Source organism: Apilactobacillus kunkeei (assembly GCF_001308195.1).
Lineage (GTDB): Bacteria > Bacillota > Bacilli > Lactobacillales > Lactobacillaceae > Apilactobacillus > Apilactobacillus kunkeei_C.
Genome location: NZ_JXDF01000012.1, coordinates 45,634 through 60,351 on the forward strand (window position 1 = coordinate 45,634; position 14,718 = coordinate 60,351).

Here is a 14,718-nt window from a genome sequence, read left to right on the forward strand (position 1 = left end):
TGTGCAACCACATATAATTATGTCTTTTGAATCTAGTTGTGATGAAACTAGTGTGGCCATTATCGAAGATGGCGAAAAAATATTATCAAACGTTGTTGCAACGCAAATCAATAGTCACAAGCGATTCGGTGGAGTCGTTCCAGAAGTCGCAAGTAGACATCATATTGAACAAATCACTATCTGTGTTGAAGATGCAATGAAGCAAGCTGATGTTTCATACGATGACATCGACGCAATCGCTGTGACATATGGTCCCGGTCTAGTGGGGGCGCTATTAATCGGTGTTACTGCTGCAAAGACCATTGCATGGGCACACAATATCCCATTGATTCCGGTTAACCATATTGCCGGACACATCTTGGCCAGTCGATTCGTTACCAAGATTAACTATCCAGCATTGGCATTGGTGGTTTCCGGTGGTCATACTGAATTAGTCCTAATGAAAGAAGAGGGCGACTTCAAAATTATCGGTGAAACTAGGGATGACGCCGCCGGAGAAGCATACGACAAGGTTGGTCGAGTATTGGGAATTAATTACCCAGCTGGTCCTAAGGTTGATGCAATGGCTGCAGAAGGTAAGGATACCTTTAACTTCCCACGTGCGATGGAAAAAGAAGATAACTTTGATTTCTCATTCAGTGGTTTAAAGAGTGCGTTTCTAAACACCACTCACCATGCTGATCAAATTCATGAAGAATTGGATAAGAACGATTTAGCTGCTAGTTTCCAAAGTGCCGTCGTTGATGTTTTAGTTGATAAGACCACTAGAGCATTACAAGAATATCCTGTTTCTCAATTAATTTTAGCCGGTGGGGTTGCCGCTAATAAGGGCCTTCGCAGTGCTTTAGAAGAAGCAATCGATAAGATTGATACAACAGAATTAATCAAGGTACCAAACAAACTTTGTGGTGACAATGCCGCAATGATTGGTGCAGCCGGATACATCATGGCAAAGAAGAATGTCTTTGCTGGCGTTAACTTGAATGCTGACCCAAGTTTGGAATTCGACCTTTTAGAAGATGAAGAATAAAAAAAGATGAATCCGTTTTGGATTCATCTTTTTTGTTTATTCAAGTTCCATCATTGCGTTTTCCCAATTGGTTTCAATCTCTTCTATCTTAGAGTTAATATCGGTTAGTTTAGCTTGCAAATCATTAAGCTTTTCAATGTCATTTAAGTTTTCTGGTTTAACCATTTCAGCTTCAATTGCTGATTTATCTTTTTGAGCGGAGTCTAGTTGTTCTTCTAGATCTTCCACCTGACGTTTTAGCTTACGTTGCTTCTTTTGTAACTCTTTGTTAGCAATGAATTCTTTTTGATTTTGTGACTTTGGTTTTGTATCTTCAACATCTTCGGTCTTGGCTTGTTCTTCTTTTTTGTGTTCCTCAATGGCAGCTTGTTCTTCCTTCTTTTCTACATAATAGTTGTAGTTACCAAGGAATAGTTCGCTACCATCAGGGGATAGTTCAACAATTTGAGTGGCTAACTTATTGATGAAGTATCTATCATGGGATACAAACAAAATAGTTCCATCGAAATTGATCAATGCGTTTTCCAACACTTCTCTACTATCGATATCCAAATGGTTGGTAGGTTCATCTAGGATTAAGAAGTTATCGTGATTCATGGATAGCTTAGTTAAAACTAGGCGGGCCTTTTCACCACCAGAAAGGTTACCAACTACTTTTTCAACGTCTTCACCAGAGAACAAGAAACTACCTAGAATTGAACGAATGCGTTGTTCCGGGTAAGTAGGGTAGTCGTCCCAGATTTCGTTTAAGACGGTCTTGTTGGGGTGTAGGTTATCTTGGTGTTGGTCGTAGTAACCAATTTGAACGCCGGTACCACGTTCGATTTCACCAGATTGGAGTGGTAATTGCTTCATGATAGTCTTTAGCAATGTTGACTTACCAATTCCGTTTGGCCCAATCAATGCAACCGCTTGATTACGTTTAACATCAATATTGATGTTTTTAGATAGAATTTTATCATCGTATCCGATTGCGGCATCACGGACGTTTAAAACGACGTTTCCACTTTGTTTTTCAGGAGTGAATGAAAGACGAGCGGATTTATCATCACGGGTTGGTGCCGCAATTTTTTCCATCTTTTCCAATTGAGTTCTTCTTGATTGAGCCCGTTTAGTAGTGGATGCACGAACAATGTTTTTATCAACGAAGTCTTGCATCTCTTTGATTTTCTTTTGTTGCTTTTCGTATTCCTTTAGTTGATGTTGGTAATTAAGTTTCTTTTGCTCAACATAACTGGAGTAGTTCCCGACATAATGAGTCATGTGACCTTGTGATAGGTCGTAGACTTGATCGACAATCTTATCCATGAAGAAACGGTCATGGGAGATGATTAGAAGGGCACCATGATAACTTTTTAGATAATCTTCCAACCAACTAATGGTCTTAACATCAATATGGTTAGTAGGTTCGTCTAGAATCAATAGGTCCTTCTTTTGTAGAAGCAACTTGGCCATTGCTAGTTGGGTTTGTTGACCACCTGATAGCTCACTAATTTTATGGTCGTACATTTCTTCACCGAAGCCAAATCCGTTTAACACGGCCTTAATTTCGGCTTGATAAGAAAAACCGTTCTTGGCGGTAAACTCAGCTTGAAGTTGGTCATAAGTTTGTGAAACCTCAGCCAGCTTTTCTGGATCCGAGTTGATGTTTGGATCAGCCATCTTGTTTTCGTATTCGTGAATTTTATTTTCTAAAGCGATTAAATCAGCAAAGACATTGGTCATTTCTTCGATGATGGTGGCATCAGAAGTTAGACCAGTATTTTGGGCTAAGTATCCAATGGTGATACCTTTTTTGGTGGTGACTTCACCTTCATCAATTGGTTCATCGCCCAAAATCATTTTCACTAAGGTTGACTTACCAGCACCGTTTCGACCAACCAAGGCGACCTTGCTGTTTTCTTCGATACTCAAGTTAACGCTTGTGAAAAGATCTTGCCCACCAAATCGTTTTGTCATTTTATTTGCTTGTAAAATAATCATAAAATTCACCTCCTAATTCTCTTGTTTTATCAGTAATAATGACTATTTTAGCATATTTCCCCCGATAAATTAAAATGTTCAATCCTTTTTAGTAGATGATAATATTTTCACAAACTTTGTTTTTATGATAGAATACATAAATGTTATGAAAGATTCGGGAGGGAAGATTTTGGATATTAAAATTCCTAGGGCAACGGCTAAAAGATTGCCTATGTATTATCGATATCTTAGCGGTTTACACGACGCGAAAATAAAGAGAATATCCTCTAGTACTTTTGCTGAAGCAGTTCAAGTTGATTCAGCAACCATTAGAAGAGATTTATCCTATTTTGGAGCTCTTGGAAAACGTGGATATGGATACGAGGTTGATAATTTATTAGACTTCTTCAAGAAGATTCTAAATCAAGATCACTTAACAAATGTTGCATTAGTCGGTTTAGGTAATTTGGGTCAAGCCTTACTACACTTTAATTTTCACAAAGATAGTAACGTAAGAATCTCAGCTGCCTTTGATATTCATGACGACATGATCAACACTGTTCAAAGTGGTGTACCAGTATACGATGTTAAAGACTTACAAGAACAATTAAGAGATCAACAAATTGAAGTAGTTATTTTTACTGTTCCAGCAACCGTAGTTCAAGACCTATGTGATGAAGCCGTAAAGGGTGGAGCAAAGGGTATCATGAACTTTACTTCAAAACGTTTATCAGTTCCCAAAAATGTCAGAGTGCAAAACGTTGATTTAACCAACGAATTACAAACATTAATTTACTTCATTGAACACTATGAAGGTGAATAAGAAAGATGAGCCATTGGCCCATCTTTTTTTGTAGGATTATATCGTGTAGGGTTTAAAATTCTTGCATATGAATCTAAAAAATAATATATTATTTATAGTGATTAGCACTTATAATAAATGACTGCTAACACTGATAAAAGACATTAAAAAACAAAGTGAGGTCAAGCAAAATGTTAAAACCATTGGGTGATCGTGTAATTATTGAAGCACAAGAAGCTAAAGAAGAAACAGTTGGAGGCATTGTGTTAGCAAATAATGCTAAAGAAAAACCACAAACTGGAAAAGTTGTTGCCGTAGGAAACGGTAGAGTTTTAGACAATGGCCAAACTGTTACACCAGAAGTTAAGAAGGGTGACGAAGTTGTTTACGACAAGTACTCAGGTACTTCAGTAGACTACGATGGTCAAAAATATTTAGTACTAAAAGAAAGCGACATTTTAGCTGTCGTTGAATAATAAATAAAACGAAATTATTAATGAGGTGAATAAAAATGGCTAAGGAAGTTAAATTTTCAGAAGACGCAAGACGTTCAATGCTAAGAGGTGTTGATAAACTTGCAAACACTGTTAAGACTACATTAGGACCAAAGGGTAGAAACGTTGTTGTTGAACAATCAACAGGTACACCAAACATTACTAATGATGGTGTTACAATCGCTAAGTCAATCGAACTACCAAATCATTTTGAAAACATGGGTGCTAAGTTAGTATCAGAAGTTGCATCAAAGACTGACGACATTGCCGGTGATGGTACTACTACTGCTACTGTATTAACTCAAGCAATCGTAAACGAAGGAATGAAGAACGTTACTGCCGGTGCCAACCCAGTTGGTGTTCGTCGCGGTATCGAAAAGGCAACCGAAGTAGCCGTTGAAAAGCTACACAAGATGTCAAACGAAATTAAGAGCAAGAATGATATTGCTCAAATCGCTTCAATTTCAGCTGCTAACCCAGAAGTTGGTGAATTAATCGCCGATGCTATGGAAAAGGTTGGAAACGATGGTGTTATCACTGTTGAAGATTCACGTGGTGTTAACACAACTATGGACGTTGTAGAAGGTATGCAATTCGATCGTGGTTACATGTCACAATACATGGTTACCGACAACGACAAGATGCAAGCTGACTTAGACAACCCATACATCTTGGTTACTGACAAGAAGATTAACAACATTCAAGAAATCCTACCAGTTTTACAATCAGTTGTTGAACAAGGTCGTTCACTTCTAATCATTGCTGATGATATTGGTGGTGAAGCACTACCAACATTGGTACTAAACAAGATGCGTGGTACTTTCAACGTTGTTGCTGTTAAGGCTCCTGGTTTTGGTGACCGTCGTAAGGCTCAACTACAAGATATTTCAGTTCTTACAGGCGCTACTTTAATCACTGACGACTTAGGATTAAACCTAAAGGATGTAACCATTGATCAATTAGGTCAAGCTAACAAGGTTAACGTTACTAAGGATGACACTACAATCGTTCAAGGTGCCGGTGACAAGGGCCAATTAGCTGCACGTGTTGCAGAAATCAAGAACCAACTAGAAACTACTACATCAGAATTCGACAAAGAAAAGCTACGTGAACGTTTAGCTAAGTTAGCCGGTGGTATTGCTGTTATCCGTGTTGGTGCAGCTACCGAAACTGAACTAAAAGAACGTAAGTACAGAATTGAAGATGCTTTGAACTCAACTAGAGCCGCTGTTGAAGAAGGTTTCGTTCCTGGTGGTGGAACTGCATTCATCAATATTCTAAAGGATCTAGAAGAAATCCCTGCTGAAGGTGACGAAAAGACTGGTGTAAACATTGTTTTACGTGCTCTAGAAGCTCCAGTTAGACAAATTGCCCACAACGCCGGAATTGATGGTTCAATCGTTGTTGAACATCTAAAGGGCAAGGAAATGGGTATTGGTTTCAATGCTGCTACTGGTGAATACGAAGATATGATTAAGGCCGGAGTTGTTGATCCAACCAAGGTATCAAGATCAGCTCTTCAAAACGCCGCATCTGTTTCAGCATTGCTATTAACTACTGAAGCTGTTGTTGCTAACTTACCAGAAGAAAAGAAAGATTCAATGAACCCTTCAATGGGACCAATGATGTAATAAAAAAGGATTCCTTTGGGAATCCTTTTTTTGTTTAACCTTGTTTTTAATCTGTTACATTTGTATAATTTATTAATAGTATTATAAAACGAAAGGATAACGATTATGCTAAAATTCGAAATTATCGTTTCCCTTTTCGCGACAATGTTAATTTCTGCTGTGGTAACGCCGTTTATCAGAAAGTTAGCATTTCGCTGGGGAGCTATCGATAGTCCAAATAAGCGAAGAATGAATAAAATTCCGATGCCGACATTAGGAGGATTGGCAATCTTTGTGTCATACACAATTGCCACGATGTTCCTATTAAGGTCGCAAATGCCAACCCATCAACTTTATGGGATGTTTGCGGGCCAAGTAGTCATCATTATTACAGGGGTAATTGATGACATCATTGTATTAAAACCACGTCAGAAAGTATTTGGAATTAGTTTAGCAGCAATCATTGTCTTTTTCTTCGGAAATATTCAAATGAGTAACATATCATTACCATTCATTGGAACATTTAGTTTAGGATGGTTAAGTTTACCAATTACTCTAATTTGGATTTTAGCAATCACCAACGCCGTTAACTTAATTGACGGTCTTGATGGATTAGCAACGGGGGTCGCAGTTATTGCTTTGACCACCATGGGAATTACTGGGTTCTTCTTCCTAAACGTTGGAAACGTCTACGTTTCAATCATGATTTTTGCACTTGTTGCAGCATGTTTAGGATTTTTACCTTACAACTTCTTCCCAGCTAGAATCTATCTAGGGGACACCGGATCATTGTTCATCGGTTTTATGATTTCAATTTTCTCATTGAACGGATTGAAAAATGCCACATTCATTACCGTTATTATTCCGGTAATTATCCTGGGTGTGCCAATCACCGATACCATTTACGCAATCTTACGTAGAATGTTAAACAAGCAACCAATCATGCATGCTGACAAACGACACTTACATCACCGTTTGATGCAAATCGGATTGACTCATCGTCAAACCGTATTGGTAATCTATGGAATTGCTTTGATTTTCTCATTCATTTCATTGCTATACCCAATCTCAACAATTTGGGGTTCCATTCTACTAACGATTGCAACGTTAATCGGGTTGGAACTATTCGTTGAATCAATCGGTTTAGCTGGTAAGGATAGACAACCATTACTAAACGCAATTAAAAAAGTCGTTAAAGAAAACACAAGTAAAGATAACCACTAAAAAAAGAATGGCCATTTGGTCATTCTTTTTTGTATGGATCATAATCAACTTCAAAGTACTTTTCATCGCCATCGTGCATTTCAACACGACCATTTAGTAAATCAATTACTTTTTGTTTAAACTCTTCCACCTTAGGATTATCGATGGCAACAATTACGGATACCTTGTCGGTATATTGAGTATCGATAATGTTAATGCCGTTTTCCTCTAGGTGGTAATTTAATTGATCAAACAGGTTATAGGCAACGTCGATGGTGATTTCAGTTTGTAAAATCTTTTTGACAATCCCAACATGTTCGATGGCTTTGGTGGTGGCGTTGCTATATGCACGAATTAAACCACCGGCACCTAACTTAATGCCACCGAAGTATCTAGTTACAACGGCAGCAGTGTTGTGCACGCCAATGTTTTTTAATGCTTCTAGGATAGGAACACCAGCAGTTCCTGATGGTTCACCGTTATCACTAGCGCGTTGAATGGAATCGTCTTGACCAATTACATAGGCATGACAGTTATGAGTAGCTTTTTTATGTTCTTCTTTGACGCTATTAACGAAAGCAGTTGCTTCTTCTTCGTTTGACACTCTGGCAATTGAACAGATGAATTGTGATTTTTTGATATCAATCTCGTTGACACCATTTTCTTTAATTGTGAGATAATCTTTTTCCATTTAGATGTTTTCACCTCAAAATTTAGCTTTTTTGCGTACTTAATTATGGTGATAATTATGATTAAAGATGTTTCTGAATTATACGGTAGACAAGTCAACGCCACGATGGTGGATTCGAGTCTCCTCAATAACTCAATTGTTCATAAATACGTTCCAATTAAGGTTAACAGTAACAATATCTATTGTAAACGATGTGGCCAAAAAACGCCCGTAAACAGGTGTAATTTGCCAAATAATAACTACTATTGTCCAGTCTGCATTAATTTGGATCGGGTAACCAAAAGCATTCCATTGGTGTATGCCGATGAACCAAATGATTTTGAAATTAAGCAGCCGGTTTTAACGTGGCAGGGCCAATTGACTAACGAGCAAAAGAAGTGTTCTAAGGATATTATCGAAGTCTTCGAAAACAACAAGACCCACTTGTTATGGGCAGTTACCGGAGCGGGGAAGACTGAAATGTTGTTTCAGGGAATCGAAAAAGCATTAACTGAGGGCAAACGCGTTTGTATTGCGTCGCCACGTGTGGATGTTTGTGTCGAACTATATCCGAGAATTAAGGAGGCGTTTGCCAACACATCGATGATTCTTCTACACGGTCGTAATCCACAACCGTATCACTATGCGCAGCTGACGATTTGCACCACCCATCAATTGTTACGGTTCTATCATGCGTTTGATGTCTTGATTATCGATGAGGTCGATTCCTTTCCGTTTGTAAATAACGACGGATTACACTTTGCGGTCGAAAATGCGACGAAACAAAGTAGTGCCAAGTTGTTTTTAACGGCGACACCGACCAATGAAATGACGAAGAAAATCAGGTCCAACAAGCTGTCGGCTAGTTACTTACCGATTCGTTTTCACCGTCATTTATTGCCTGAAATTAAATTAAAGTACACAAAGAAGTGGCGCGAGAACTTAAATAAGCAAAAGTTGCCAAAGTTACTACTACATGAGATTGACGAAAAGATTAAAGCTAACCAACGCTTCTTGTTGTTTGTGCCACGCATTGCCGATTTAAAACCAATTAGTGATATTTTGGCAGAACAGTTTGATACCAGTAAATGGGAGACCGTCTTTTCTAGTGATGATAAACGAATGGAGAAGGTATCCGACATGCGTGAACAACGCAAACTGTTCTTGATTACGACCACCATTTTGGAAAGAGGAGTGACCTTTCCGGGAATTGACGTGATTGTCTTTGGGGCAGAAGACGAGGTCTTTTCGACTTCATCATTGGTCCAAATAGCTGGAAGAGTGGGTAGAAAACTCGATCGACCGACTGGGGAAGTATTGTTTCTAGCTGAAGAAAACACGCTGGCCATTAAGAGTGCGATTAATCAAATCAAGTATATGAATAAGAAGGCGAAAAAATTAAATGGATAGCTGCCTATTGTGCAATAAAGTGATGGTATATGACATGTCACTTTCTTTTTTGTTGAGTTTTAAAAGATTACCGAAACGATACGTTTGTGCGGAGTGCATGAATCAGTTTGCCCGCATCGATGAAACGAGAATATGTAAGGCTTGTGGTCGCCAAATGGATAAGTCCGGAACATGTATCGATTGTCAGAAGTGGCAGAAATTAGGGGATGCTTTCGTGAATGAATCCATCTTTCAGTATAACGATGCGATGAAGAATTTTATGCACCGCTACAAGTTTGTCGGTGACTACCAGTTACGGATGATTTTTCAAAAAGAGATTAGAAAAAAGATTAGAAAAGATTTGCTGGTAGTGCCAATTCCAGTTAGCGCTGAAACTCAGATTAATCGCGGCTTCAATCAGGTGATTGGGCTTCTTGGGAATACTGAATATGTCGATGCCCTAATGGTGAAGGAAAAACGCAAGGTGAGACAGTCTGAACTAAACCGTCAACAGCGTATTCACAATAAACAGGTTTTCACAATTAATCCTAAACATGCGTCTCAAATTATCGATCAGAGAATACTATTGGTCGACGATATTTATACTACCGGAACCACGATTAGACATGCGGCAGAGGTACTGAGAAATAACGGTGCCAAGCAAGTTTTAGGACTAACTTTATGTCGATAAGGGATGTTTTATATATATAAAGGATATTTTTTTTAGAAGAATTAGATAATCTGTTTTTAAAAATGATAATTAAATGTTAGAATAAGAAAGATAGAATTTATATAAAGCGAATAAAACATTAAAAACTAATTCACGGAAGGAAAATAAACAAATGGCTAACATTTTAAGAAAATGGGTCGAAAGCGATAAGCGTGAAGTTAAAAGACTTAGCAAGCTAGCTGATAAGGTTGAAGCATATGCCGATGAAATCAGCCAACTAAGTGATGACGAACTAAAAGCTAAAACCCCAGAATTTCAACAACGTTATCAAGATGGGGAAACTCTTGATGACTTACTACCAGAAGCATTTGCAGTTGCCAGAGAAGGTGCTACTCGTGTATTAGGTTTAACTCCTTTCCATGTTCAAATCATGGGTGGAATTGTGCTACATGAAGGTAACATTTCAGAAATGAAGACTGGTGAAGGTAAGACCTTGACTGCTACAATGCCAGTTTACTTAAACGCATTAGCTGGTAAGGGTGTTCACGTTATTACTGTTAACGAATACCTATCACAACGTGATGCTGAACAAATGGGTGAACTATACAACTGGTTAGGCCTATCAGTAGGTGTTAACTTAACTGAAAAGAGCCCAGAAGAAAAACGTGAAGCTTACAATGCTGATATCACATACTCAACTAACAGTGAAATCGGTTTTGATTACTTACGTGATAACATGGTTGTCTACAAAGAAGACATGGTTCAAAGACCATTGAACTTTGCCATTGTCGATGAAGTTGACTCCATCTTAATTGATGAAGCCAGAACTCCATTGATTATTTCAGGACAAGCCAAAGGTTCTTCAGAACTATACATGCAAGCTGACCAATTTGCTAAGACATTAAAGGAAAAAGATGACTTCAAGATTGACTTGGAATCAAAGACTGTTTCTTTAAATGATCAAGGTATTGAAAAGGCTGAAAAGTACTTCAACTTAAAGAACCTATACGACACTGATAACACTGCATTGACTCACCACATTGATGAAGCATTGCGTGCTAACTTCATTATGATTAAGGATAAGGATTACGTTGTTTCTGACGACGAAGTACTTATCGTTGATTCATTTACTGGTCGTATCATGGATGGTCGTCGTTTCTCTGATGGATTACACCAAGCTATCGAAGCAAAAGAAGGAGTAACCATTCAAGAAGAAAGTAAGACAATGGCCAACATTACTTACCAAAACTTATTCAGAATGTACAGCAAGCTTGCCGGTATGACTGGTACTGCTAAGACTGAAGCAGACGAATTTAGAGAAATCTATAACATGGACGTTATCTCCATTCCAACCAACAGACCGGTTGCCAGAGTGGACGAACCTGACTTGTTATACCCAACTCTACAATCAAAATTCGATGCTGTAGTTGATGAAATCAAAGAATTACACGCCAAGGGTCAACCAATTCTAATTGGTACTGTTGCCGTTGAAACTTCAGAATACATTTCAAAACGTTTAGATGATGCTGGTATCAAACACGAAGTGCTAAATGCCAAGAACCATGCTAAAGAAGCTGAAATTGTTGCAAACGCTGGTCAAAAGGGTGCGGTAACTATCGCTACCAACATGGCTGGTCGTGGTACTGATATTAAATTAGGACCCGGTGTTGTTGAATTAGGTGGACTTGCCGTTATTGGTACTGAAAGACACGAATCAAGACGTATTGATAACCAATTACGTGGACGTTCAGGACGTCAAGGTGATCCAGGTCTATCACAATTCTACCTATCACTAGAAGATGACTTAATGCGTCGTTTCGGTTCTGATAAGATTAAGAACTTCTTGGAAAGAATGAAGGTTGATGGTGACTCAGCTGTTATCAAGAGTCGTTTAATCACCAAGCAAGTTGAATCAGCACAAAAACGTGTTGAAGGTAACAACTACGATTCAAGAAAACAAGTTCTACAATACGATGACGTTATGAGACAACAACGTAGCGTTATTTACAACGAAAGATACCAAGTAATCACTGAAGATAAGTCATTAGATTGGGTTATGAAACCAATGGTTAAGAGAACAATCAACCGCATTGTTAACTTACACACTCAAGGTGACAAGAAGGACTGGGACCTAAGTACAATCCTAGACTTTGCCATTAGTGCACTTGTTAGCCCTGATATGATTAGCCTATCTGACTTAGAAGATAAGTCAGCTGATGAAATCAAGGACTTCTTGGTTGAATTATCTGAAAAAGTTTACAAAGAAAAGAAAGAACAACTATACGACCCAGAACAAATGCTAGAATTTGAAAAGGTTGTTGTATTAAGAGTTGTTGATTCTCACTGGACTGATCATATTGATGAAATGGATCAATTGAGACAATCAATTGGTTTAAGAGGTTATGGTCAATTGAACCCATTAGTTGAATACCAACGTGAAGGTTATCAAATGTTTGAAGAAATGGTCTCAGATATTGATTACGATGCCACAAGATTGTTCATGAAAGCTGAAATCAGACAAAACATCGAAAGATAATAATAAAGCGAAGATGAACATAAGTTCACTTCGCTTTTTTGGTAAGGAGAGTAAGAATGGAACTAGCTGATGCTAAAAATGAAATAAGTCAAATCAAAAAAGCCATCCAAGGCTTTAGGGGGTCTCTTTGACTTAGATTCCCTTCAAGAAAGTATCGAAATTAATGAAGCCAAGATGGCCGAACCTGGATTCTGGGATAATCCAGAAACAGCCCAAAGCTTCATTAATGAAAATAATCGTTTAAAGAAAAAATACGATAATTTTAATGAACTAAATGAAGAGGCTGAAGATCTAGAAGTGAACCTAGAATTAATTGAAGAAGAAAACGATGATTCAATGATGGAAGAATTCGAAGAGTCTTTAGCACAAACTAAGTCACATCTTGAAAAGTACAGATTAGGGATGTTACTAAATGGTAAGTATGATGCCAATAATGCCATTCTGGAAATTCATCCAGGAGCGGGTGGAACCGAATCACATGATTGGGGCATGATGCTATTTAGAATGTATACCAGATGGGCTGATCAAAATGGTTTCAAACTAGAAACATTGAACTACCAAGCAGGAGAAGTGGCCGGAATTGATACTGCCACCATCATGGTTAGTGGTGAAAATGCATATGGATACTTAAAATCAGAAAAGGGTGTTCACCGTTTAGTTAGAATTTCACCATTTGATTCAGCGGGACGTCGTCATACATCATTTGCTTCTGTCGATGTAATGCCAGAACTAGATGATACTGTCGACATCGAGATTAATCCTGCCGACTTACGAGTTGATGTTTATCGTGCCAGTGGTGCCGGTGGACAACATGTTAATAAGACATCTTCAGCAGTTCGTATTACTCATGAACCTACCGGGATTGTTGTGGCCAGTCAAGCTCAACGTTCACAACTACAAAATAGAGAAACTGCCATGAATATGTTGAAGTCCAAACTTTACGAACTAGAAGAAGAAAAGAAGGAACAACAAAAGGCACAACTCGAAGGTGAACAAAAAGAGATTGGTTGGGGTTCACAAATCAGATCTTATGTTTTCCACCCATATTCAATGGTTAAAGACCATCGAACTAATTATGAAACAGCAAAGGCGCAAGACGTTATGGATGGTGACCTAAATCCATTCATTAATGCATACTTGCAATGGAAACTAAGTAAAAGAAATCCAGAATAGGGGAATTTAAATGAATAATTTATGGATGACATTGTTAATATTTATTCAGCCAGTCCTATGGTTGGGAATATTAAGAAATTACATTATCTACCGTAAGCGTATCAAACGTGAAAGAAACGACTTTAACACTTCAATTTCACCAAACGATTTTGAAATGAAACATTTTTGGCTAAGTTTCATCGTTTTAGGAATTATTGGAAGCATCATTTCAATGACACTAGGAATTTATCTATCACTTCCTTGGATCATTATTTATGAAGCTTTGCTACTAATTAACTTGATTATTATCCCGGGTCAATTCTTTACAGTGTTAAATCTAGTAATCGCGACTGCTTTGACATTTGTAACGTATAAATTCGACTTGTTTACGTATATTAATACAGAAGGTATCAACACTTCAGCTACCTCACTATCAAATGCATTATTGCTATTAGTGACAGTATTCTTTGTTTCAGCATTGTACATGAAGATGTTCTTAGGAAACTATCAATCACCAAAGATTTTTAAAAACCAACGTGGTAACAAGGTTGCCGGTTATTTAAATAAGGAATTTGCGGTCCTACCAATTGCCGTATTAATTCCAGGTGATCAAATTCATGCATTGATTAGCTGGTGGCCAGTATTTTCAATGGGTCAACATGAATTCACAATCTTTATCTTACCGGTATTGATTGGGATTAGATTTACCATTTTCAAATCAATGCCAAAAGAATTTTTCAAAAAGTTATCTAATCGATTGTTATGGTTAACATGTTTGGGTATTATTCTAGTTGTTGCAACTTACCTACTAAATGGTGTCGATAACATTGAATTAATTTCAATGGCTGTGATGGCAGTATTATACCTACTTGTTTTAATAAGGACTAAGCGTAAGGATAACAAGAAGGCTAAGTGGTTCGCAGACGCAGTTAACGGTCTAAGAGTAATCGCCGTTAGAAAAGACACTCCGGCTGAAAAGATGGGTGTTGAAATGGGGGATTTAATCGTTGAGGTTAACAACATCAAAGTAAGTACCGAAGACGATTTCTACAAGGCTACTTTGACTTCTCCAACATTTTGTCGATTGAAGGTATTGAACCGTGAAGATCGTATCAAGATTATGGAAAGTGCCATTTATAGTGATTCACCAAATGAACTAGGTGTAGTTGTAATTAAGGAAAAGTAACTTAAGATTGATTT

12 protein-coding genes are annotated in these 14,718 nt (G+C 37.9%); 10 read left to right on the forward strand and 2 right to left on the reverse strand.

Annotated elements, in window-relative coordinates; genetic code table 11:
• Window positions 1-19 precede the first annotated feature (19 nt).
• Entirely contained in the window at window positions 20-1,030 is a 1,011-nt protein-coding gene (gene tsaD, locus RZ78_RS02000; RefSeq protein WP_237756973.1) for a tRNA (adenosine(37)-N6)-threonylcarbamoyltransferase complex transferase subunit TsaD, read from the forward strand.
• A gap of 36 nt (window positions 1,031-1,066) precedes the next feature.
• Here the strand turns inward: tsaD and RZ78_RS02005 are convergent, their stop codons facing one another.
• Window positions 1,067-3,013 carry an ABC-F family ATP-binding cassette domain-containing protein gene (locus tag RZ78_RS02005; protein ID WP_054607963.1) on the reverse strand — a complete coding sequence of 649 codons (1,947 nt, stop codon included), beginning with the start codon at window positions 3,011-3,013 and terminating at the stop codon, window positions 1,067-1,069.
• 166 nt (window positions 3,014-3,179) lie between these two features.
• On the opposite strand from RZ78_RS02005, the gene RZ78_RS02010 reads away from it, so the two are divergent.
• The 4 genes from RZ78_RS02010 (at window position 3,180) to RZ78_RS02025 (ending at window position 7,122) form a co-directional block, all read left to right on the forward strand.
• A complete protein-coding gene (locus RZ78_RS02010) occupies window positions 3,180-3,815 on the forward strand; it encodes a redox-sensing transcriptional repressor Rex (RefSeq protein WP_034532012.1) in 636 nt (211 codons plus the stop codon).
• A gap of 170 nt (window positions 3,816-3,985) precedes the next feature.
• Window positions 3,986-4,270, forward strand: coding sequence for a co-chaperone GroES (gene groES / locus RZ78_RS02015; RefSeq protein ID WP_034531925.1), 285 nt, complete (start codon window positions 3,986-3,988; stop codon window positions 4,268-4,270).
• A 35-nt stretch (window positions 4,271-4,305) separates the two neighbouring features.
• Window positions 4,306-5,919: a chaperonin GroEL gene (groL, locus tag RZ78_RS02020; protein WP_054607965.1), complete on the forward strand. Its 1,614-nt coding sequence runs from the start codon at window positions 4,306-4,308 to the stop codon at window positions 5,917-5,919.
• A gap of 105 nt (window positions 5,920-6,024) precedes the next feature.
• Entirely contained in the window at window positions 6,025-7,122 is a 1,098-nt protein-coding gene (locus RZ78_RS02025) for a glycosyltransferase family 4 protein (RefSeq protein ID WP_054607966.1), read from the forward strand.
• A gap of 19 nt (window positions 7,123-7,141) precedes the next feature.
• Here the strand turns inward: RZ78_RS02025 and RZ78_RS02030 are convergent, their stop codons facing one another.
• Window positions 7,142-7,792 (reverse strand): YigZ family protein, encoded by a 651-nt coding sequence (locus tag RZ78_RS02030; RefSeq protein ID WP_054607967.1) that lies wholly within the window; start codon window positions 7,790-7,792, stop codon window positions 7,142-7,144.
• A gap of 57 nt (window positions 7,793-7,849) precedes the next feature.
• Here RZ78_RS02030 and RZ78_RS02035 point away from each other — a divergent pair, with 57 nt between their 5' ends.
• From RZ78_RS02035 to RZ78_RS02055, 5 genes are all read left to right on the forward strand, one after another.
• On the forward strand, window positions 7,850-9,181 hold the full coding sequence (locus RZ78_RS02035) for a DEAD/DEAH box helicase (protein ID WP_054607968.1): 1,332 nt from the start codon (window positions 7,850-7,852) through the stop codon (window positions 9,179-9,181).
• Between the two features lie 97 nt (window positions 9,182-9,278).
• Window positions 9,279-9,851: a ComF family protein gene (locus RZ78_RS02040; protein ID WP_191978827.1), complete on the forward strand. Its 573-nt coding sequence runs from the start codon at window positions 9,279-9,281 to the stop codon at window positions 9,849-9,851.
• 151 nt (window positions 9,852-10,002) lie between these two features.
• On the forward strand, window positions 10,003-12,366 hold the full coding sequence (gene secA / locus RZ78_RS02045; RefSeq protein WP_054607970.1) for a preprotein translocase subunit SecA: 2,364 nt from the start codon (window positions 10,003-10,005) through the stop codon (window positions 12,364-12,366).
• A 56-nt stretch (window positions 12,367-12,422) separates the two neighbouring features.
• A protein-coding gene (gene prfB, locus RZ78_RS02050; RefSeq protein WP_140968020.1) for a peptide chain release factor 2 occupies window positions 12,423-13,539 on the forward strand; the annotation gives its coding sequence in 2 pieces (ribosomal slippage) (window positions 12,423-12,494 and window positions 12,496-13,539; 1,116 coding nt in all).
• A 10-nt stretch (window positions 13,540-13,549) separates the two neighbouring features.
• Entirely contained in the window at window positions 13,550-14,704 is a 1,155-nt protein-coding gene (locus tag RZ78_RS02055; RefSeq protein WP_054607971.1) for a PDZ domain-containing protein, read from the forward strand.
• The last annotated feature ends 14 nt before the right edge of the window (window positions 14,705-14,718 follow it).